This window comes from Olsenella sp. SW781 (assembly GCF_012027725.1).
GTDB lineage: Bacteria > Actinomycetota > Coriobacteriia > Coriobacteriales > Atopobiaceae > Thermophilibacter.
Genome location: NZ_SJOU01000018.1, coordinates 30,204 through 50,166, shown reverse-complemented (window position 1 = coordinate 50,166; position 19,963 = coordinate 30,204). Strand labels below are relative to the sequence as shown.

The following is a 19,963-nucleotide window of genomic DNA, read 5'->3' as shown; positions in this document are numbered from 1 at the left end:
GAGCCGGATTCCGCACGATTCCGTGCGCCAGGGCATGCTCGACTGGAATGTGCGCCGGGGCATGCTCGAGGCCACGAAGCTGGCGAGAAGAACGCGTCGGAAGCGCCACGAGCATGCCTCCGCGCACGCAAACACCGTAGCCCCAGCATCATCGCGTGCGGAGCCATATCCATACGCAGGGGCATGTTCGATGGGCCCGGAGGGCAGGTTCTTCTCGCCAACGCGTCCTCCGAGCATGCCTCTGCGCACAGCTCTGCCGAGCATGCCCCCATGCACGGAACCGACTCTATTTCAGGCAAAACCGTGCGTCGAGGCATGCTCAAGGCGGACGGGAGGAAGACCACGCAAGATCAGAACTATCTCCTCGCCCTAAAGCGAACCACAAGCGCCGCAACCACAACACAAGTCAAGACGACGGCACCGGCAGCAACAAGGGACACGGAAGAGCCGTCGCTGACAAGGGGCGCCGATTCCCCAGCCCCTCCCGAGGGCCGTGCGGTCAGGTCCCGCGCCAGCGAGAAGCCAAGCGGCTCCGCAGGGCCAAGCTCGACAGACTCGACGCCCGAGAAATAGGATGGACTCACCCCCTCGGAGAGGTCCGACCGGCCGTCGACGGGCTCGGCGGTCTCGAAGGCCGTGCCGAGCGACGCCCCGTCCCACACCCAGCACGCGCCGCGGTCGAACACAAGGGCGGCTTGATCAGGTCCCAGCGAGCCCACGCCTCGGGCGAGCGCGGTATCCAGCTGGAACATACCGCCCTCGGTACGCAGGGCAAACGCCACGAGCTCGCCATCTTGGAAGAGAGGGAAGTAGTCGAGCGCCACGCGCTCGGGCCCTGAGTGGAGTGCCTCGTAGGCCGGCAGGGGCTCACCCACCTCAAGCGCCTCGAAGTCGACATCGTCAAGTCCGAACGAGTCGCGGTCGAGATAGACGGACGCGAGGGCTTCGGCTATCCCCTCCCGGTCATCATCAGCGAGCTGGGCGGCGGCTGATCGCACGGGGATGACGCCACAGACAAGGGCCACAAGCACCGAGAGCAGTGCAGCCAGACGGCGTGATACGCCCATGCGAGCCCCCTCCACCGAGGTCGTGATGTTCTCAGTATATCGCCCTGCCTGGGCCTGCCAAACGAAAAAGGCCCCGCCGGGGCGGGGCCTTGCGTGCCGAGAAGAACCTTCGCGTCGCTACTGGATGCGGGTGCGGCAGTAGGGGCACACCTTCCAGTCCGCGTTGAGCGGGCGGTGGCAGGTGGGGCAGACGTTGCGCACCTGCGTGTTGCAGATCGGGCAGACCACGAAGTCGCGGTCGATGGGGGCGCCGCACTTGGGGCAGATGCCGTAGTGGGAGAGCTGGTGCTCGCGCAGGGCGATGTCGAGGTCCTGCTCCTCGCGGTCGATGAGGTAGGAGCTCGGGCGCAGGATGACGTAGGCGAGCAGGCCCACGATGGGGATCACGGAGATGATCGCCCACATCCACCAAGGCTCCGCGCCGCGGCGCTGGGCGTCGCGGATCACGTAGACGATCGAGAGGATGTAGAGCATGACGACGCACACGACCATGAGGTAGAGGACCATGCGGACCTCGGGCGTGATGAGCTGGTCGAAAAGTTCTTGCATGACGGGGACTCCTTCTGCCATCGGAAAACGTCACGGTGCGACGCCACAGACAGCTGAATTGTAACAAAAGCTATCCGAGAAGGGCCGCAAGCTCGCCCGCGAGCGTGATGGAACCGCATCCAACGTAGGATTCTCCACACAATGCCGACGTTGCGGCCTCAACCGTGGGATACGTCCCGGTCACTTCCGCGCCGGCGTCGGCGAAGAGGGCGGCGAGCTCGGCCGCGGGGAGGGCGCGCGGGCTCGCGGTCTGCGTGACGGCGACGCGCGGGAACGCGCGGGCGAGAAGGGCCACGATGCCCGCCACGTCCTTGTCGGCGAGGACGGCCGCCAGGAGCGTCGGCCGCTCCTCCCGGACGGGCGCCACGGCATCGACGGCGGTCAGGAACGCCGCCACCGACTGCGGGTTGTGGCAGGCGTCTATGAGGACGGGTGGCTCCGGTCGCAGGAGCTGGAAGCGACCGGGCGTCGGGCACTGGACGACGGAGGTGAAGAGCGCGTCGGCGTCGAGCGCTCGGCCGAGATAGCCCTCCGCGAGCGCCACGGCGCAGGCCACGTTGGCGGCCTGGTAGGCGGGCTTGAGGCAGGCGAGCTCCTCGTAGGTGGCGCGCGGCGTGGCCACCGTGAGCTCGAGGGGCGCCCCGATGCGCGCGGGGCGCCGCACGATCCGGTAGCTCGCGCGCGGGAGGTCGTCGTGCCGGCGTGGCACGCCGGGGTGCATCTCCCCCGCCGCGTCCTCGAGGCACTCGGGGCGCAGCAGCACGGGCGTCACGCCGGCCGCGCGCGCCTGGGCGAGAAACACGTCCTCGACGCTGTCGGGGGTGGCGGTCCCCACCCCGAGCACGCAGGTGCGGCCGGGCTTGATGATGGCGGCCTTCTCGCCGGCGATCTTCTCGAGCGTGTCCCCGAGGACGCGCATGTGGTCGAGCCCGATGCCGGTCACCGCCACGGCGCGGATGGACTTGGCGGCGGAGGTCGCGTCCCAGCGGCCCCCCATGCCGCACTCGAGCACGGCCACGTCGACCCCGGCCTCGGCGAAGACGACCATGGCGGCCACCGTGAGGGTGTCGAACTCGGTCACGTCGTAGGGGCGAAGGCCCTGGGCGGCGCGGCGCTCGTTCACGCGACGGCCCGCCTCGCGCGCGGCGGAGATGCCGTGCGCGAAGGCCTCCTCGGAGACGGGCGCGCCGCCGACCTCCATGCGCTCCGTGTAGCTCACGAGCTCCGGCGACGTGTAGAGCGCCGTGGAGAGGCCCTCCCCCGCCAGGATGGCGGCCGTGAAGCGGCTCGTTGACGTCTTTCCGTTGGTGCCGGCGACCTGCACGCACTCGAACGCGAGGTCGGGATCGCCGAGCTCGGCGAGCATGTCCTCCACGGTCTCGAGCAGGGGCTCGATCCCGAAGCGCAGCGCCCCGTGCAGGACGTCGAGCGCCTCTTCGTACGTGATCTCCGGAACCTCGAACGGCAGCTGGTACACAGTGTCTCCCTTGCAACTAGCTCCCTCGCCTATTTGGGCGCCCATTTGGGGACAGGCCCCTTTTGGGCAAGTTTGTATGCTTGAAAACTTGCCCAAAAGGGGCCTGTCCCCAAATGGGCGCCCAAATAGGCGAGCTACAGCCCGAGGAGGCGAAGGGCCTCCTGGCGGGTCTTGAGGTCGCGCAGGCACCCGCGCACCGCCGAGGTGGTGGTGAGCGCGCCCGCCGCGCGAACCCCGCGCATGGTCATGCAGGTGTGCTCGGCCTCCAGCACCACGAGGACGCCGAGCGGGTCGAGCTCGCGCACCATGGCGTCGGCGATCTGCCCGGTGAGCCGCTCCTGCACCTGGAGGCGGCGCGCATACCCCGAGACGCAGCGCGCGATCTTGGAGAGGCCCGTGATGCGGCCGTCGCGCGGGATGTAGCAGACGTGCGCGCGGCCGGTGAAGGGCAGGATGTGATGCTCGCAGAGCGAGGAGAACGGGATGTCCTTGACGATCACCATCTCCTGGTTTCCCGGCTCGTGGAACTGGCGGCGCAGGTGCGCCCCCGGGTCCTCCTGCGTGCCGCCGAGAATCTCCTCGCAGGCGCGCGCCACGCGGTCGGGCGTCCCGAGCAGCCCCTCGCGGTCGGGGTCCTCGCCGATGGCGAGCAGGAGCTCGCGGACGGCCGCCTCCACGCGGGGCTTGTCGATGGGGCCAAAGCCCTGGGCGTTCACGTTCTTCTCGCCCGACGTGCTCTTGTCGCTCACGCGCGATCCCTTCCCCTGCCGTACACGAACCAGTAGGACACGCCCACCAGCACGACGCCGCCAACGAGGTTGCCGAGCGTGGCCGCGCTCAGGTTGTGCAGGACGCCCGCAAGGTCGACCGAGCCCGAGGCGACGCCCGTCGCCTGCAGCATCATCGCATAGGGCAGGAAGAACATGTTGGCCACGCAGTGCTCGAAGCCCGCCGCCATGAACCCCATGACCGGCAGCAGCGCCGAGAAGAACTTGTCGGTGACCGAGTTGGCGGAGTGGCCGACCCAGACGGCAAGGCAGACAAGCATGTTGCAGAGGATGCCACGCGCGAAGGCGGTCCCCCAGCCAAGCGCGACCTTGCCCTCCGCCACGGCGATGGCCGCCTCCCCGAGGGCGCCCCCGTTGGCGGACGCGACGCCCGCAGCGAGCATGGCGGCGGACGCCAGCAGGGCGCCCGCGAGGTTGCCCGCGAGCACCACCAGCCAGCTCGAGAGGAGCTTGCCCCACGAGAAGCGCCCGGAGAGCGGGCCCATGACCATGAGGCAGTTCCCGGTGAAGAGCTCCGCGCCCGCCGCGAGGACGAGGAAGAGCCCGAGCGTGAAGGAGAAGCCGCCGAGCAGCTGCGTGGCTGCGAAGGGCAGCGTGGCGTCCGACTTCACCACGAGCATGAACGTGGCGCCGAGCGAAATGAACGCCCCCGACATGACGGCGAGCACGAGGGCGCTCGCGAGGTCGGTCCCGGCCTTGGTCTCGGCGACGCGCTCGTTCTTGAGCTCCATCGACGCGGGGGTCATCGCCCCGCTGTAGGACGAGGAGGGCTTCTCGGTCAGCTTCATCGGCAGGTCCTCTCTGCGGCCTCGACGACGTGCCGGGCCAGGATGGCGGTTGTTACGGCGCCCACGCCGCCGGGCACGGGCGTGATGGCGGAGACGATGGGCTCGACGGCGTCGAAATCGACGTCGCCGACGAGGCGGCCCGCGGCGGCGTCCCAGTTGGTGCCGACGTCGACGACGACCTGGCCCGGCCGCGCGCAGCCCGGGCCGATGGCGGCGGGCGACCCCGCCGCGGCAACGATCACGTCCGCCGCACGGCAGGCGGCCGCGAGGTCGCGCGTGTGCGTGTGGCAGGTGGTCACCGTGGCGTCTCTCGCCAGGAGGAGGGCGGAGACGGGGCGCCCGATCACGAGGGAGCGGCCGACGACGGTCACGTTGGCGCCGTCGAGCGGCACGCCGTAGTGGTCCAGGATCGCGAGCGCGGACTCCGCGGTGCAGGAGGCGAAGCCGCCGCCGCGCCCGGAGAGCGTGGCGAGAAGCCCCGCGGGGCCCGCACAGTCCACGTCCTTCTCGGCGGGGACGCGCGCCGCCGCGGCCGCGTCGTCGAGGGGCGCCGGCAGGGGCCGCAGGAGCAGGATGCCGTGGACGTCGCCCCGGGCGCCGAGCGCGTCGAGCGCGCCCTCGAGCGACGCCTGGTCGACGCCGTCGGCCTCGAGGACGACCCTCTGGAACGCGATGCCGGCCGCAAGGCAGCGCCTCTCCGCCGCCCGCTCGTAGGCGAGGTCGTCCTCGCGCTCGCCCACGCGAACGACGGCCAGCCGGGGCTCGACCCCCCGCGCGCGCAGGGCGTCGACGCGGGGGGCAAGGCCCTCCGCGATGGCGCGGGCGACGGGGGCGCCCCTGAGCAGCTCCGCCATCAGCGAGACCTCCCGCGGATGCCCTCGAGGACCGACTCGGCGAGCCGCTCGGCGCGCGGGACGTACTCCTCGACGAGCTCCTCGCAGGCGGACTCGATGGCCGCCGCCTGCGCGCGGTCCGCGAGCGAGGCGGTGTTCACGTAGACGTTGACGCTCGCCGCCCCGAGCGCCGCGCGCACGAGCAGCGCTCCGCAGGCCACGTCGGACGCGAGCAGGCGCGAGCAGCGCTCCCCCATGCGCTCGAGGAGGGAGACCGCGCGGCAGCACTCCCCCACCATGGCGAGCGGCGCCATCGCGGCCGCCTCCGTCGCGCGCTCGAGCGCCTCCGCGCGGCCGGGGTCATCGCGCGGGATGGCGTAGGCCGCGGCGAGGGGCGCGAACCCCTCCGCGTCCTCCTCCACGAGCTCGAGCAGGCGGTAGCGCACGTCCTCGGCCTCGTCCACGAGGGCGCGGACCTCGTCCTCGACGGACGCGTACCGGGGCTTTCCCACGGTGAAGGAGCCCGCCATCGAGCAGAGCGCCGCCCCGAGCGCCCCGACGAGCGCGGCCGCGCCCCCGCCGCCGGGAACGCTCTCGCGCGCCGCGAGCCGGTCGGAGAACTCCTCGCAGCTCAGCTCCGTGTACCTCTCGTCCAAGGCGCCCCTTCCTCAAAACCTGACAGACGACCCCGTCACCCTTGCCATGAACGCCGTCAGAACAGGCCGACGATCTTGCCGTCGGGCGTGACGTCGATCTTCTCGGCGGCCGGGACCTTGGGCAGGCCGGGCATGGTCATGATGTCGCCCGTGAGCGCCACGATGAAGCCCGCGCCGGCGGACACGCGGAGGTTGCGCACCGTGATGCGGAACCCCTCGGGCGCGCCGAGCTTGGTCTGGTCGTCAGTGAAGGAGTACTGGGTCTTGGCCATGCAGATGGGCAGGCCGCCGTAGCCGAGCTCCTCGAGCTGGGCGAGCTGGCGCCTGGCCGGTCCGGTGAAGTCGACGCCGTCGGCGTGGTAGACCTTGGTCGCGATGGCCTCGACCTTCTCGGCGATGCCGCCCTCCAGCTCGTAGGCGTAGCGGAAGTCGGACGGCTCGTCGCAGAGGCGGACGACCTCGTTGGCGAGCGCCACGCCGCCCTCGCCGCCCTTGGCCCAGACCTCGGAGAGCGCGACGTTGACGCCGAGCTCGTTGCAGCGGCGCTCGACGAGGGCGAGCTCCGCCTCGGTGTCCGTGGGGAAGGCGTTGATGGCCACGACGACGGGCAGGCCCCAGACGTCCTTGATGTTGGAGACGTGCCGCAGCAGGTTGGGCAGGCCGGCCTCGAGCGCCTCGAGGTTCTCCGTGGTGAGGTCGGCCTTGGGGACGCCCCCGTTGTACTTGAGCGCCCGCACGGTGGCCACGAGCACCACCGCGGAGGGCGCGAGCCCCGTGGCGCGGCACTTGATGTCGAGGAACTTCTCGGCGCCGAGGTCGGCGCCGAAGCCGGCCTCGGTGACCACGTAGTCGGCGAGCTTGAGGGCCGTCGTCGTGGCCTCGACGGAGTTGCAGCCGTGGGCGATGTTGGCGAAGGGGCCGCCGTGCACGAAGGCGGGGTTGCCCTCGAGCGTCTGCACGAGGTTGGGCTTGATGGCGTCCTTGAGCAGGGCCGTCATGGCGCCCTCGGCGTGGATGTCGGAGACGGTGACGGGCTTGCGGTCGTAGGTGTAGGCGATCACCATGCGCCCGAGGCGCGCCTTGAGATCGGCGAGGTCCGTCGCGAGGCAGAAGACCGCCATGACCTCGGAGGCCACCGTGATGTCGAAGCCGTCCTGGCGCGGCATGCCGTCCGCCACGCCGCCGAGGCCGTCCACGACGTTGCGGAGCTGGCGGTCGTTCATGTCCACGCAGCGCTTCCACACGATCCGGCGCGGGTCGATGCCGAGGGCGTTGCCCTGCTTGATGTGGTTGTCGAGCATGGCAGCGCAGAGGTTGTTGGCCGCGCCGATGGCGTGGAAGTCGCCCGTGAAGTGGAGGTTGATGTCCTCCATGGGGACGACCTGCGCGTAGCCGCCGCCCGCGGCGCCGCCCTTGATGCCGAAGACCGGGCCGAGCGAGGGCTCGCGCAGGCAGAGCATCGTCTGGTGGCCTAGGCGGTTCATCGCGTCGGCGAGGCCGACGGACGTGGTGGTCTTGCCCTCGCCCGCGGGCGTGGGGTTGATGGCCGTCACGAGGACGAGCTTGCCCTTGGAGGGGCGGTCCGCCAGCGAGTGGATGTCGACCTTGGCCTTGGTGCGCCCGTAGGGCTCGAGCATGTCCTCCGTGAGGCCCGCGCGCGCGGCGACCTCCGTGATGGGCAGCATCTCCGCCTCCTGCGCGATCTCGATGTCCGACTTGTAGTCCGCCATATCCGCTCCCCTCCGTACGAGCCATAGGAACACCTACTATAGCGCAGCGGGCGGGCCGCGCCGCGTCCGGTCCCGTCTGCGTCTCGCGTCCATCTGACCCGTGCGCCCGCCAGCGCCGCGCGGCGGGCGCGCGTCCCGCGTCCGTCCGCGCCCCGCGGGAGAGTGACGGGTTCTGGACGGACGAGCGTCCCAAACGCGCCCCGTCCGTCCAGAACCCGTCACTGGGCCCGTGCCGTCGCCCGCCGGACGGTGGCCCGCCGACTGGCCGCGGCGCGCTACACTGGGGCCACGACCAGAAGCGGAGGTGCACCATGATCGAGAGACGCCCCTTTGGGACCACGCCTGACGGCGCCGAGGCGACGCGCTTCGTCCTCGAGGCAGGGCGCGTGCGCGCGTCCGTGTCCGACTTCGGCGCCACGTTGCTGGCCCTCGAGCTGCCGGACCGTGACGGCGCCCTGGCGGACGTCCTTCTCGGCTTCGACTCGGTCGAGGGCTATGCCGGTGAGAACCCGGCGTTCTTCGGCGGGACCGTGGGCCCCGTCGCAAACCGCACCGACCGCGCCGAGGTCCCGCTGTCGGGCGTCACCTACCGCCTCCCCGGAAACGACGGGCCCGACGGGCGGAACAACAACCACACGAGCTCGGAGCACGGCCTCCACAAGCGGCTCTGGGACGCGGAGGCCGACGAGGCGGCGAACGCCGTCCGCCTGACCTGTCGCCTCGCCGACGGAGAGCTCGGCCTGCCGGGCGGCCGCACCTTCCACGCGACCTACGCGCTGGGCGAGAAGGACGGGGCCGTCGAGCTGCGCGTGACGTACCGGTGCGAGACCGATGCCCCCACGTACGTGAACATCACCAACCACTCCTACTTCAACCTCGCGGGGAACGGGTCGGGGGACGTCCTCGACCAGGTGGTCCAGGTGGACGCCGAGCGCTTCCTCCCGGTCCGCGAGGACTCGGTGCCCACCGGCGAGGTCGCGGACGTGGCGGGAACGCCGTTCGACTTCCGCCGGCCCAAGGCGCTCGGCGCCGACATCGACGCGGACGACGAGCAGCTCCGGCGCGGCCGGGGCTACGACCACTGCCTCTGCGTGCGAGGCTACGTCCCGGGAGGCCTTCCCCGCCGCGCCCTTCTCGCCCACGACCCCGCGAGCGGGCGGCGGCTCGAGGTCCTTCTCACCACGCCGGCCGCGCACCTCTACACCGGCAACTGGCTGGGCGACAAGGGGGCCAAAGGCGGCTTCGACTACGCCCCGCGGTCGGGGTTCGCCTTCGAGCCCGAGTTCTACCCCGACGCGATCCACCACCCCGAGTGGCCGCAGCCCGTCTGCGATCCCGGGAGCCCCTGGGAGTCCACAATCGTCTACCGCCTCTCGACGACCTAGCAGGGGCGACCCGACAGGGGCGGCGGGGTCGTTTGTCGGATCAGGCAGGGCGTTGCATCAAATCTGGTCGCGGGTTTCTGGCATTTCGGGGTCCCCTGGGGGCCCGAAAACTGCCAGAAACCCGCGACCAGATTTGATGTCAGCCGCGGCGCGTGCGCCCGCCGCCTAGTCGTAGCGCTCGTCGAAGACGCGACGGGTCTTCTTCTCGCTCCTGGGCAGCACCCCGAGCTCGACCACCTTCACGAGCGGCGTGAAGCCGATGCGACGCTTGACCTCGTGCGCGACCTCGTCCGCGAGCTCGAGGAAGTCCTGCGTGCCGTCCGTCTCGACGTAGATGCGCATGGTGTCGCGCCCCTCGAGGTGCGACAGGCGAATCTGGTACTCGCTCGAGAGCTGCGGGTATCCCTGAAGCACCTCCTCGATCTGGCGCGGGAAGACGTTGACGCCGTGGATCTTGACCATGTCGTCGGAGCGGCCCTGAAGCGCGTCGATGCGCGGGAAGGGGCAGCCGCAGGAGCAGGTGCCGGGGATGATGCGGCTGAGGTCGTGCGTGCGGAAGCGGATGAGCGGCGCGCCCTCCTTGACGAGCGTGGTGATGACGATCTCGCCCCACTCCCCGTCCGGAAGCGGTTCGCCCGTCGCGGGGTCGACGATCTCGATGTAGAGGTAGTCGTCCCAGTAGTGCATGCCGTCCTCGGCGTCGCAGGAGATGCCGATGCCGGGGCCGTACACCTCGGTGAGGCCGTAGATGTCGTAGATGGAGATGCCGAGGCCCGCCTTCACGCGCTCGCGCATCTTCTCGCCCCAGCGCTCGGAGCCAATGACGCCCTTGGTGAGGGCTATCCTGTCGCGCAGGCCGCGCTTCTCGACCTCCTCGGCGAGGAGCAGCGCGTAGCTGGACGTGGCGCCGATGACCGTTGTCTGGAGGTCCACCATGAACTGCAGCTGCTTCTCGGTGTTGCCGGGGCCCATGGGAACGACCATGGCGCCGAGCTTCTCGGCACCCGCCTGGAATCCGATGCCCGCGGTCCAGAGACCGTAGCCGGGCGTGATCTGGATGCGGTCGTCCGCCGTGATGCCGGCGAGCTCGTAGCAGCGGCGGAACTGCTCCGCCCAGTCGTCGACGTCCTTGGCGGTATAGGGGATGATGACCGGCGTGCCCGTGGTGCCCGAGCTCGAGTGGATGCGCACGATCTCGCGCTCGTCCACGGCAGAGACGCCGAGCGGGTAGCAGTTGCGCAGGTCCTCCTTCTCGGAGAAGGGCAGCGCGAGGAAGTCCTCCTCGCAAGTGACCTCGGTGACGCCCGCCTCCTCGAGGCGCCGGCCAAAGTAGTTGCCCGACGCCACGAGACGCTGGACCTGGTCGTTCACGAGCTTGAGCTGGGACTCGCTGATCTTCATGCTTGGCTCCTCCGTCAATTGGGCGTCAATTGGGGACGTGTTTTTTCGTGCTGACAAAATGGGACAGGTTATTGAAGGGGGCCAATGGGCCAGATGGCTCGGGATGACGTGCCGTACGCGCGCGGGCAAGCCTGTCCCATTTTGTCTGCGCGAAAAAACACGTCCCCAATTGACAGGGCGGCAAGGTCGAGGTCGAGGAAGCGGGGGCTCACGGTGGCGCGGACGGCGTCCGCAAGGTCGTCAACGGTGACGGGGCCGAGGGCGCCGGCCCGGGCCGCGGCGCCGAGAAGGACGACGTTCAGCGCCCTGGCCGTTCCGAGCTCGGCCTCCGCGGCGGCGGCATCCACGACGACGAGGTTCTTCTCGCCCACGCACTCTTGCAGGTAGGACATGATGGCGGGCAGGTCGTACGCCGGGCCGCCCGTGGCGGCCGAGACGGGGACGACGGGCGCGTCGCTCGTGACGACCATGCCGCCCGGACGGAGAAACGGCAGCTGGCGCACGGCCTCCGCAGGCTCGAAGGCAACGATCGCGTCCGCCCGGCCACGCCCGATGAGCGGAGAGTGCGTGCCCTCCCCCACCCGCACGTGGCTGAACACGGAGCCGCCGCGCTGCGCCATGCCGATGGTCTCGGCCGTCTTGACGGGAAGACCGCGCCCCATTGCGGCGCGGGCGAGGAGCTTCGATGCGAGGACGGCGCCCTGGCCGCCCACGCCGGCGAGGATGACGTTGGCGCTCACAGGCGCTCACCTCCCGAGATGGCGTGCGTGGGGCAGATCTGCTCGCAGAGGGTGCAGCCCGTGCACTGCGTCGCGTCGATGCGGACCTTGCCCGTCGTAGCGTCCGGCACAAGGGCGGGGCACCCCAGCTCGCGCACGCAGCGCTGGCAGCCGACGCACTTCTCGACGTCCACCGCGCTCGTGGCCCGCGGCCTGGCGAGAACCACGCACGGGCTCCGGAAGATGATGGCCTTGACACCCGGCTCGTCCGCGACGCGGCGCACGGTCTCGACGGCTGCCTCGTGGTCGAGCGGGTCCACGGTCTCCACCACCGCGAGCCCGATGGCGAGAAGAACGCGCTCGATCGAGACCTTCTCCACGACCTGGCCCATCATCGTGCGGCCCGTGCCCGGGTGCGGCTGGTGGCCCGTCATGGCCGTGGTGGAGTTGTCGAGCACGACGAGCGTCATGTTTGCCTGGTTGTAGAAGGCGTTCACCACGCCGGTGATGCCCGAGGCGAAGAACGTGGAGTCGCCCACGAACGCAAAGGCCGCGGTGTCTGGCTCCACGTGCGTCACGCCCTGCGCGATGTTGATGCCCGCGCCCATGCACAGGCACGTGTCCACCATGTCGAGCGGCTTGGCGTTGCCGAGCGTGTAGCAGCCGATGTCGCCGCAGAAGAGCGTCTTGCGCCCGCGCATCGCCTTCTTAACGGCGTAGAAGCTCGCGCGGTGCGGGCAGCCGGCGCAGAGGACGGGCGGGCGAATCGGGAGCGTGGGGGGCGCCGGGCATTTCTCCGTGCTCAAACATTCTCGGCCTTCGGCCTGCGAAACTGCGCGCGGGGAAATGCCCGGCGCCTCGATCTCGTTGGCCTCTCCCTTACCGAGAAATGCGTCGATGGCGCGTCCTACGGACTCGACGGTGTTCTCTCCTGACGGCTGGATGTCGCCGGTGAGCTTACCGCGGATCTTGACGCTAAGGCCGCGGCGGCCGCAGGCCGCCACCAGGGCGCGCTCGATCACGGGGTCGAGCTCCTCGACGCAGAGGACCTCGTCCAGGCCGTCGAGGAAGTCGGCGGCCAGGTCCTCCGGGAACGGGTACGGGGTCGCCACACGGAGCACGCGCACGTCGTCCTTCTCGCCAAGGTTCTCCGCAACGTAGGTCGCGCTGATGCCCTGGGTGGCAACGCCGAGGCGCGGGCGGGCGGCAGGTCCCGCCGTCTGCGTCATCGTGTTTCTCGCGTAGCCGGAGAGCCGCTTGGCGAGAAGGGCGTCGCGCCTCTCGATGGAGGCATGGGCGCGCACGGAGAGCGCGGGGAAGATGACCCAGCGGGACGGGTCGCGGACGAAGCCCTCGGGCTCGTTGCGCGACCACTCCTCGGGATCGGCCACCTCCACGTCCTCGTAGCCGTGGTCCACGCGCGTGGTCGGGCGGACGATCACGGGGCAGCCGAGCTCCTCGGAGAGCACGAAGGCCTCCCCCATCATCTCATAGGCCTCGGACGGGCTCGACGGGTCGAGGATCGGCAGCTTTGCGTAGGCGGCGAAGGTGCGCGTGTCCTGCTCGGTCTGGGACGAGATGGGGCCTGGGTCGTCCGCCACGAGCACGACCATGCCGCCCTTGACGCCGATGTAGGACAGGCTCATGAGCGGGTCGGAGGCGACGTTGAGGCCCACCTGCTTCATCGTGACGAGCGCGCGTGCCCCTGCGTAGGCGGCGCCGGCGGCGACCTCGAGCGCGGCCTTCTCGTTGACCGACCACTCCACGTAGACGCCCTCGCCACGGCGGCGCGCCACGGTCTCCAGGACCTCGGTCGACGGCGTGCCCGGATAGCCGGCCACCACGTTCACGCCCGCAGCGAGCGCGCCTGCGGCCATGGCCTCGTTGCCCATCAGGAACTCTCTGTGCATGCGAACCCCCTCGGATCTCACTGGCCGCACTTTATCAGAGTGGAGTACCCCGCGCGAAAGGCGTCGCAGACCGGTAACGCAAAAGGGGACGCGTTTTTTCTCTCAGAGATTTTGGGACAGGCCTATTGCGGCAGAATCAGACCTGTCCCAAAATCTCTGAGAGAAAAAACGCGTCCCCTTTTCGGGAGGTTGAGTGGCGGAGAAGGCAACGGACAGGCTGAGGCTCGTCGTCGGCGACGAGGGGCTCGCGCGGCTCGCGGCGGCGCGTGTCGCCGTGATCGGCCTCGGCGGCGTGGGCTCGAGCTGCGCGGAGGCGCTCGCCCGCGGCGGCGTGGGCCACCTCGCGCTCTTGGACCGCGACGTGGTGGCTCCGAGCAACATCAACCGCCAGGCCCTCGCCTTCACGAGCACCATCGGACGCCCCAAGGCCGAGGTCATGCGCGCCATGGCGCTCGACATCAACCCCACGGCCGACGTCACCGCCGTGACGGCGTTCCTGGACAAGGACGCGCTCCCCCAGCAGATGGACGAGCTCGGCCCCCTCGACTACGTCGTCGACGCCATCGACACCGTGGCCCAGAAGCTGCGTCTCGCCGCCTGGTGCCAGGAGCGCGGCGTCCCCGAGCTCTCCGCGATGGGCGGCGCCAACAAGCTCGACCCGTGCCGCCTGCGCTTCGCCCGCATCGAGGACACCGTCAACTGCCCGCTCGCGCGCATCATGCGCAAGGAGTGCCGCCGCCGCGGCATCCACGGCCTGCGCGTGCTCTTCTCGGACGAGAAGCCGGTCCGCATGGAGCGCATCTCAGACGAGCAGTGGATGAGCGAGGGGTCGCTCCTGGGCACGATGAGCTACCTGCCCCCCATCATGGGTCAGATGCTCGCCAGCCGCGTGATCCGCGACCTCTTGGGGTGGGCGTAGGGCCCCGCCGGTTCTTCTCGCCGCACGCGGGGCGCTGGGTTCCAGGCGCCGAACGATTAACGCGCATAATCAGTTTTCGTTTCATATCTCCGCAGGGTGGCTCTTCGAAAAAGTCGGATCATGCGCGTTATTTCGATCCGCCTGGGGCTGGGGCGCAACATGGGCGAGAAGGACCGTGTGCCCGAGGATGGCCCGACCACACGCCCGGCCTCCACAAACTAAACGCTTATGCCACCAAGAAAAACTTGGTAGGCTGGCTCCTCGCATTCGCCCGCCCTGCGGGTCCCGTCGAGAAAGGTCTGCCCCCATGCCCACCAACAAACGCGAGAGCCTCATCTTTACGATCATCATGTGCTTCTGCATGGTGCTCTGGATGTCCGTCTACAACGTCGCTCGCGTGCATGGCTGGAGCTTCGGCTCCGGAACGCTGGCCGACGCATGGCTTGGCTTCCCGCCTGCCTACATCGTCGCCATGCTCCTGGACGTGTTTGTGGCGAGCCGCTTTGCCAAGTGGCTTGCCTTCCGCTTTTTGGTGACGCCCGGTAAGAGCAGCCGCCTTGCCATCACACTCGCCATCAGCACCATGATGGTCTTTCCCATGGTGCTCTTCATGTCGCTCTACGGTGCCATCGAGGCATTTACCCACGTGGGCGACCCTGCGATGATCCTGGCCACGTGGATCGCCAACATCCCGTGGAATTTCATCGCCGCGCTGCCGTGGAACCTGCTTGTCGCGGGTCCCGTCTCGCGCTGGGTCTTTCGCCGCGCCTTCCCCGAAGGCACGGTGCTCGCCGAGCCTGCATCCGCCTAGAGGCGGGCGGCTTGATCAAACGTCCCCACCAGGATCTCCGCATCCATGGTGAGCGTATCGACTGACGTCCAGTCGAGAGTCGAGCCGTCGATCCCAAACATGATCGGTGACATCTCAACCGCTGCGGCGAGCTGCTCTTGCGTCATGCGGATCGTGGAGGTTACCACGCGCCTCTCCCGTATCCCGCAAATATCGGAGAGGTGCCGGATCACCCGCTCGTTTGAGTAATCTCCTCGCTCAGGCGCCTTGTCGCTGACCCGCTCACGAATCTCACGAAAATGGTTTGGGGTCGGCACCACCTTGATGAGAAAGCCGCCGGGCTTGAGCGCGCGCTGGAATTCCCCATAGTTTGCCGGCGAGAAGATGTTGAGGACGCAGCTCGCACAGTGGACGCGCAGGGGAATCGCGGCTAAGTCTGCCACGAGCCATGCAACGGAGCCCTCGCGGTCCGCACCTGCGGCGAGGCGAACGGCATCTTTGGAGATATCACACGAGAAGAGCCGGATCGGCGGCACGAAACGCTCCGCCAAACGTCTCGAGAAGAAACCCTCGCCGCAGCCCGCATCGACAACGACGCCCTCGATGTCGAGTGAAACCATGATGTCGCACAGCTCGGCAGCGAGCGCATCGTACAGCCCGCTTGAAAAGACCGCGCGTCGGCTGAGAAACGAGTCCCGATCATACGGTCCCGCCGCCTTATGATGCGCAAGCAGGTTAACGTACCCCTGGCGACCCAAATCGAAGCAATGGTTGCGTACGCAACGCAAGGATGTCCCGGACAAGCTCAGCGGCTCCCCGCAGACAGGACACGCTAGGACATCCTCGCAATTCGCGAAGGGTTTCGTTGTTTCGGCACCCATTGCCCTCCCTTTCATGCAGCGTACCCGCGCACTAGTTTAATCGCTGTGGGCATGTCGCGCAAAAAGCGACGGCACTTGAGCAAGGCGCACGCCCGCGAGGATCACCGCCACGCCGAGCCACTCGACACCGTGCTGGACGCAGGCACCTACGCGCCCACGGGCGGCGGGCACCAGTCTCCGGTGATCGTTGCGGTGACGAGCCCCGAGACCCGCGAGCGCCTGCGCGCGCTCAACGCCGCCGTCATGGGCAAGGACACCGACCCGTATTACGGCGCACCGGTGATCGTGGTGGTGCTCGCCGACGGTGAGCGCGGCACCTTCGTAGAGGATGGTTCCTGCGTGCTCGAGAATCTCATGCTCGCAGCGCATGCCGTGGGGCTCTCGAGCTGCTGGATCCACCGCGAGCGCGAGATTTTCGACAGCAAGGAGGGCAAGGCTCTTCTGCGCGAGTGGAGTCTACCCGAGACGCTGCGCGGTGTGGGCGCCATCGCGCTGGGTTATGCCGACGGCCCCGAGCCCGCCGCCGCTCCGCGCAAGGACGGCTATGTGGTGCGCGTGTAGCGCAAACAATTCGCACGCTCCGGAAGGGGACGCTCTGCCGGCAGCATCGATGCCCCCGGCAGAGCGCCCCTTGTCCGCCTACGTCGCTATAGACGAGTCTTCACGCTGCTCACGCCGTGAAGCATCTTCACAAACGCCGGGTCGTCGTGGTTGACGATCTCGCTGTGGCTGAGGGTGAGCTCGCCGATCTTCGCCATATCCTCGTCGGTGAGCTCAAAATCCCACACGTCGATGTTTTGCTCCATGCGATCCTTGCGCACGGACTTGGGGATGACCACCACGCCGCGCTGGATATTCCACCCCCCTAGACGTGTTCGTAGCCAGCCGCTTTGCCAAGTGGTTTGCCTTCCGCTTCCTGGTGACGCCGGGCAAGAGCAGCCGCCTTGCCATCACGCTGGCCATCAGCACGATGATGGTCTTCCCCATGGTGCTCTTCATGTCGCTCTACGGCGCGCTCGAGGCGTTCACGCACGTGGGCGACCCGGCCATGATCCTGCCCACGTGGATCGCGAGCATCCCGTGGAACTTCGTCGCCGCGCTGCCGTGGAACCTGCTGGTTGCGGGCCCGCTCTCCCGCTGGGTCTTCCGCCGCGCGTTCCCTGAGGGGACGGTGCTCGCGGAGCCAGTCTGCGCGTAAGCGGGCGCCCGCAGCTCTCCCGGCAGATCGGGCCACCGACGGAACCCCACGGCATCGCGCTCGGGACCCTCCGGCATGGCCTCACCGCATTGTATGCCGTGAGAGAAGGCTCGGAGCCTGTGCGAGGCACACGCCCGCGAGAATCACCACCACGCCCAGCCACTCGACGACGCCGAGCGGCTCGCCGAGCACGACCATGGCGATGAACAATCCCGCGGGAAGCTCCGCAGCGGCCATGACGGTTGAGAGGCCGGCGGGCAGGTGTGGCGACCCCAGGCCAAAGAGCAGCACGGGGCACATGAGGCCGAAGAAGCCCGCGACCGCGGCAAAGGGCAGGATGCCCTGGAAGACGACGCCCGACACCAGGTAGTCCGGGCATGCGGTGAGCGACATGACGCCCGCCCCCAGGCACACGACGAGGCCGCGCTGCTCGTTGGAGCAGAGGGCCTTCACCTTACCGGAGAGCGTCACGAAGAGCGAGCAGGTCACGGCGGCGCCGAGCGCGCAGAGGAGGGCCACCGGGTCGTAGCCCGCAAGCCCCGTCCTGTAGCCGCCGCTCGCGAACACGGTGCCGAGCACGATTACCGCCGCCGAGGCGACCTCCACGAAGCGCGGAGCTCGGCGCGTCATGATGGTCTGCCAGACGAGCCCCATCCACGTGAACTGGAAGAGCAGCGTGAGCGCCACCGGTGCGGGCAGCACGCTCATGGCGTAGCAGTACAGAATCGAGGTCGTGCAGGTGAGGGCACCGAGCCCCATGAGTTTGAGCGCCTGCTTGCCGGAAAGACGCTGCCACCGCACACCGCGCAGACGGCCGAGAAGCACCGCGAGCCCGAAGAACAGGAAGCCGAACCACGCCTGGCTTGCAACCACCTGCGCGGAGGTGAAGCCCGCCGCGTAGGCGAGCTTGTAGGTGGTCGCCATCGCCCCATAGCAGGCGCCGCCCGCGAACACCTGGAGCGCCGCCACCGCCCGGCGGCGTCCCGAGGGCGCCATCCCCGCAGACGGCATCGGCCGATCGATCACGTTTTCCATAGCCGTTCCTCCTCTCGCCCCGCAACGCGAGGCTTCGGCCCTGTGCGTCTCGGGCTCTCGGAGGGAGGCTGGCGCGTCATCACGTGATTGACGGCGCAAAAAGCCGCACAACCGGAGCTCCGTTGTGCGGCAAAAAGGTGGCTTGCGCCCAGAAAAGTCCACACGATTTTAGACGAATTGACTGTACGGGCCTTGGTTGCGGAAGTCAAGCAGGGGCGAGAAGTTCTTGTCGACGCTTGACACGGCGTGGGGAGTGCCCATAATGGGACTCGAAAATCCCAGCGGATTTTTCCGGATGCCGCCATCATCTTTTCGCCGCTCACCTGTCCTTGGGCAGATGGGCGGTTTTTCTATATCGCGGTTTCCGGCGAGAGAAAGGGCAGCGTATGGCAAGCGATCTCATCGACCTCATCAAGACGCGCAGGAGCGTGCGCAGCTACAAGGCGGACCCCGTCCCCCAAGAGCTGCTCGACACCGTGCTTGAGGCGGGCACCTACGCGCCCACGGGCGGCGGGCACCAGTCGCCGGTGATCGTGGCCGTGACGAGCCCCGAGACCCGCGAGCGCCTGCGCGCGCTCAACGCCGCCGTCATGGGCAAGGAAACCGACCCGTACTACGGCGCGCCGGCCATCGTGGTGGTGCTCGCCGACGGTGGACGCGGCACCTTCGTGGAGGACGGCTCCTGCGTGCTCGAGAACCTCATGCTCGCGGCGCACGCCGTGGGCCTCTCCAGCTGCTGGATCCATCGCGAGCGCGAGATCTTCGACAGCGAGGAGGGCAAGGCGCTCCTCAAGGAGTGGGGCCTTCCCGAGACGCTGCGCGGCGTGGGAGCCATCGCGCTCGGCTACGCCGACGGCCCCGAGCCCACCGCCGCCCCGCGCAAGGAAGGCTACGTGGTGCGCGTGTAGCTCAAACGATTCACACGTTCCGGAAAGGGGCGCTCTGCCGGCAGCATCGATGCTCCCAGCAAAGCGTCCCCTGTCCGCCCGCGTCGCTAAAGACGAGTCCTCACGCTGCTCACGCCGTGGAGCATCTTCACAAACGCCGGGTCGTCGTGGTTCACAATCTCGCTGTGGTCAAGGGTGAGCTCGGCAATCTGCGCCATGTCATCTGCGGTAAGCTCGAAGTCCCACACGTCGATGTTCTGCTCCATGCGGTCGCGGTGCACGGACTTGGGGATAACCACCACACCGCGCTGGATCTTCCACCTGAGCGCCACCTGCGCCGCAGTCTTGCCGTACTTCTCGCCGATCGCAGTGAGGACGGGGTGCGTGAAGATGCCGTGGTTGCCCTCTGCGAAGGGACCCCACGCCTCGGGCACCACGCCGTACTCGCGCATCGTGGCAAGCGCCGCCTCCTGTGAGAAGAACGGGTGCAGCTCCACCTGGTTCACGGCAGGCGTCACCTCGACGGTCTCGCAGAAGTCCGCCAAGCGCGCCGGATAGAAGTTGCACACGCCTATGGCGCGGATGGTGCCAGCGCGGTACGCCTCCTCCATGGCGCGCCAGGCCCCAACGTAGTCACCGAGCGGCTGGTGGATGAGATAGAGGTCCAGGTAGTCAAGACCGAGCTTGTCGAGCGAGGTCTGGAGTGCCGCCTTGGCACCCGCGTGCTCGCGTCCCGCACCCAGAGCTTGGTGGTGACAAAGAGCTCCTCGCGAGGCACGCCGCTCTCGCGAATGGCGGCGCCCACCGCCTCCTCGTTCATGTAGGCCGCCGCCGTGTCGATGAGGCGATAGCCGCAGTCGATGGCGTCGAGCACCGCCTGCTTGCATACCGCAGGGTTGGGTACCTGGAACACCCCGAAGCCCTCGCACGGCATCTCGATACCGTTGTTG

The 19,963-nt window shown here is 68.7% G+C and carries 20 protein-coding genes and 1 pseudogene; 6 read left to right on the top strand and 15 right to left on the bottom strand.

The genetic code is table 11. The annotated features are described in order from the left end of the window. Positions 1-356 precede the first annotated feature (356 nt). From E0L17_RS09820 to E0L17_RS09785, 8 genes are all read right to left on the bottom strand, one after another. Positions 357-1,067 (bottom strand): hypothetical protein, encoded by a 711-nt coding sequence (locus E0L17_RS09820; protein ID WP_167931051.1) that lies wholly within the window; start codon positions 1,065-1,067, stop codon positions 357-359. A 117-nt stretch (positions 1,068-1,184) separates the two neighbouring features. Further along, positions 1,185-1,616, bottom strand: a complete 432-nt coding sequence (locus tag E0L17_RS09815) for a zinc ribbon domain-containing protein (RefSeq protein ID WP_075280274.1) — start codon at positions 1,614-1,616, stop codon at positions 1,185-1,187. A 70-nt stretch (positions 1,617-1,686) separates the two neighbouring features. Next, positions 1,687-3,093: a bifunctional folylpolyglutamate synthase/dihydrofolate synthase gene (locus E0L17_RS09810; RefSeq protein ID WP_353652978.1), complete on the bottom strand. Its 1,407-nt coding sequence runs from the start codon at positions 3,091-3,093 to the stop codon at positions 1,687-1,689. A gap of 134 nt (positions 3,094-3,227) precedes the next feature. Beyond that, entirely contained in the window at positions 3,228-3,842 is a 615-nt protein-coding gene (gene folE, locus E0L17_RS09805) for a GTP cyclohydrolase I FolE (RefSeq protein WP_445332253.1), read from the bottom strand. Next, positions 3,839-4,669: a formate/nitrite transporter family protein gene (locus E0L17_RS09800; protein WP_167931049.1), complete on the bottom strand. Its 831-nt coding sequence runs from the start codon at positions 4,667-4,669 to the stop codon at positions 3,839-3,841. Before E0L17_RS09800 ends, folE begins: the two co-directional genes overlap by 4 nt. After that, positions 4,666-5,523 carry a bifunctional 5,10-methylenetetrahydrofolate dehydrogenase/5,10-methenyltetrahydrofolate cyclohydrolase gene (locus tag E0L17_RS09795; protein ID WP_167931048.1) on the bottom strand — a complete coding sequence of 286 codons (858 nt, stop codon included), beginning with the start codon at positions 5,521-5,523 and terminating at the stop codon, positions 4,666-4,668. The genes E0L17_RS09800 and E0L17_RS09795 overlap by 4 nt, the downstream gene beginning before the upstream one ends. Next, entirely contained in the window at positions 5,523-6,158 is a 636-nt protein-coding gene (locus E0L17_RS09790; RefSeq protein WP_167931047.1) for a cyclodeaminase/cyclohydrolase family protein, read from the bottom strand. Before E0L17_RS09790 ends, E0L17_RS09795 begins: the two co-directional genes overlap by 1 nt. Before the next feature lie 56 nt (positions 6,159-6,214). Further along, positions 6,215-7,888: a formate--tetrahydrofolate ligase gene (locus E0L17_RS09785; protein ID WP_167931046.1), complete on the bottom strand. Its 1,674-nt coding sequence runs from the start codon at positions 7,886-7,888 to the stop codon at positions 6,215-6,217. 311 nt (positions 7,889-8,199) lie between these two features. On the opposite strand from E0L17_RS09785, the gene E0L17_RS09780 reads away from it, so the two are divergent. Continuing rightward, positions 8,200-9,273 (top strand): aldose epimerase family protein, encoded by a 1,074-nt coding sequence (locus E0L17_RS09780; RefSeq protein ID WP_167931045.1) that lies wholly within the window; start codon positions 8,200-8,202, stop codon positions 9,271-9,273. Positions 9,274-9,438: 165 nt separating this feature from the next. Here the strand turns inward: E0L17_RS09780 and E0L17_RS09775 are convergent, their stop codons facing one another. From E0L17_RS09775 to iorA, 3 genes are all read right to left on the bottom strand, one after another. Next, positions 9,439-10,674 carry a phenylacetate--CoA ligase family protein gene (locus tag E0L17_RS09775; RefSeq protein ID WP_167931044.1) on the bottom strand — a complete coding sequence of 412 codons (1,236 nt, stop codon included), beginning with the start codon at positions 10,672-10,674 and terminating at the stop codon, positions 9,439-9,441. Positions 10,675-10,742: 68 nt separating this feature from the next. Then, positions 10,743-11,414 carry an indolepyruvate oxidoreductase subunit beta gene (locus tag E0L17_RS09770; protein WP_167931043.1) on the bottom strand — a complete coding sequence of 224 codons (672 nt, stop codon included), beginning with the start codon at positions 11,412-11,414 and terminating at the stop codon, positions 10,743-10,745. After that, a complete protein-coding gene (gene iorA, locus E0L17_RS09765) occupies positions 11,411-13,303 on the bottom strand; it encodes an indolepyruvate ferredoxin oxidoreductase subunit alpha (protein ID WP_167931042.1) in 1,893 nt (630 codons plus the stop codon). Before iorA ends, E0L17_RS09770 begins: the two co-directional genes overlap by 4 nt. A gap of 193 nt (positions 13,304-13,496) precedes the next feature. Here iorA and E0L17_RS09760 point away from each other — a divergent pair, with 193 nt between their 5' ends. After that, positions 13,497-14,222: a tRNA threonylcarbamoyladenosine dehydratase gene (locus tag E0L17_RS09760; protein WP_167931041.1), complete on the top strand. Its 726-nt coding sequence runs from the start codon at positions 13,497-13,499 to the stop codon at positions 14,220-14,222. A gap of 307 nt (positions 14,223-14,529) precedes the next feature. Continuing rightward, complete coding sequence (locus tag E0L17_RS09755) at positions 14,530-15,033, top strand: DUF2798 domain-containing protein (RefSeq protein ID WP_167931040.1); 504 nt, start codon at positions 14,530-14,532, stop codon at positions 15,031-15,033. On the opposite strand, the gene E0L17_RS09750 is transcribed toward E0L17_RS09755, so the two are convergent. After that, positions 15,030-15,893: a putative RNA methyltransferase gene (locus E0L17_RS09750; RefSeq protein WP_286163430.1), complete on the bottom strand. Its 864-nt coding sequence runs from the start codon at positions 15,891-15,893 to the stop codon at positions 15,030-15,032. The genes E0L17_RS09755 and E0L17_RS09750 overlap by 4 nt on opposite strands. Positions 15,894-15,968: 75 nt before the next feature. On the opposite strand from E0L17_RS09750, the gene E0L17_RS09745 reads away from it, so the two are divergent. Beyond that, positions 15,969-16,454, top strand: coding sequence for a nitroreductase family protein (locus tag E0L17_RS09745; protein ID WP_206109110.1), 486 nt, complete (start codon positions 15,969-15,971; stop codon positions 16,452-16,454). 86 nt (positions 16,455-16,540) lie between these two features. Here the strand turns inward: E0L17_RS09745 and E0L17_RS09740 are convergent, their stop codons facing one another. After that, positions 16,541-16,732, bottom strand: coding sequence for a hypothetical protein (locus tag E0L17_RS09740; RefSeq protein ID WP_206109109.1), 192 nt, complete (start codon positions 16,730-16,732; stop codon positions 16,541-16,543). Positions 16,733-16,764: 32 nt separating this feature from the next. Between E0L17_RS09740 and E0L17_RS09735 the strand changes: the two genes are divergently transcribed. Beyond that, positions 16,765-17,091 (top strand): DUF2798 domain-containing protein, encoded by a 327-nt coding sequence (locus tag E0L17_RS09735; protein ID WP_286163427.1) that lies wholly within the window; start codon positions 16,765-16,767, stop codon positions 17,089-17,091. 81 nt (positions 17,092-17,172) lie between these two features. Here the strand turns inward: E0L17_RS09735 and E0L17_RS09730 are convergent, their stop codons facing one another. Beyond that, the gene (locus tag E0L17_RS09730; RefSeq protein ID WP_206109108.1) at positions 17,173-18,126 is read right to left on the bottom strand and encodes a DMT family transporter; all 954 of its coding nucleotides are present in this window, start codon (positions 18,124-18,126) and stop codon (positions 17,173-17,175) included. 386 nt (positions 18,127-18,512) lie between these two features. Here E0L17_RS09730 and E0L17_RS09725 point away from each other — a divergent pair, with 386 nt between their 5' ends. Next, positions 18,513-19,034, top strand: coding sequence for a nitroreductase family protein (locus tag E0L17_RS09725; RefSeq protein WP_167931037.1), 522 nt, complete (start codon positions 18,513-18,515; stop codon positions 19,032-19,034). An 86-nt stretch (positions 19,035-19,120) separates the two neighbouring features. Here E0L17_RS09725 and E0L17_RS09720 read toward each other — a convergent pair. Then, positions 19,121-19,947, bottom strand: a pseudogene (locus E0L17_RS09720) (aldo/keto reductase). Between the last annotated feature and the right edge of the window lie 16 nt (positions 19,948-19,963).

Excerpts from the sequence above, each read along its gene's own strand:
- E0L17_RS09820 (WP_167931051.1), bottom strand. The coding sequence starts at position 1,067 with ATGGGCGTATCACGCCGTCTGGCTGCACTGCTCTCGGTGCTTGTGGCC.
- E0L17_RS09815 (WP_075280274.1), bottom strand. The coding sequence starts at position 1,616 with ATGCAAGAACTTTTCGACCAGCTCATCACGCCCGAGGTCCGCATGGTC.
- E0L17_RS09800 (WP_167931049.1), bottom strand. The coding sequence starts at position 4,669 with ATGAAGCTGACCGAGAAGCCCTCCTCGTCCTACAGCGGGGCGATGACC.
- E0L17_RS09795 (WP_167931048.1), bottom strand. The coding sequence starts at position 5,523 with ATGGCGGAGCTGCTCAGGGGCGCCCCCGTCGCCCGCGCCATCGCGGAG.
- E0L17_RS09785 (WP_167931046.1), bottom strand. The coding sequence starts at position 7,888 with ATGGCGGACTACAAGTCGGACATCGAGATCGCGCAGGAGGCGGAGATG.
- E0L17_RS09780 (WP_167931045.1), top strand. The coding sequence starts at position 8,200 with ATGATCGAGAGACGCCCCTTTGGGACCACGCCTGACGGCGCCGAGGCG.
- E0L17_RS09775 (WP_167931044.1), bottom strand. The coding sequence starts at position 10,674 with ATGAAGATCAGCGAGTCCCAGCTCAAGCTCGTGAACGACCAGGTCCAG.
- iorA (WP_167931042.1), bottom strand. The coding sequence starts at position 13,303 with ATGCACAGAGAGTTCCTGATGGGCAACGAGGCCATGGCCGCAGGCGCG.
- E0L17_RS09755 (WP_167931040.1), top strand. The coding sequence starts at position 14,530 with ATGCCCACCAACAAACGCGAGAGCCTCATCTTTACGATCATCATGTGC.
- E0L17_RS09750 (WP_286163430.1), bottom strand. The coding sequence starts at position 15,893 with ATGGGTGCCGAAACAACGAAACCCTTCGCGAATTGCGAGGATGTCCTA.
- E0L17_RS09730 (WP_206109108.1), bottom strand. The coding sequence starts at position 18,126 with ATGGAAAACGTGATCGATCGGCCGATGCCGTCTGCGGGGATGGCGCCC.
- E0L17_RS09725 (WP_167931037.1), top strand. The coding sequence starts at position 18,513 with ATGGCAAGCGATCTCATCGACCTCATCAAGACGCGCAGGAGCGTGCGC.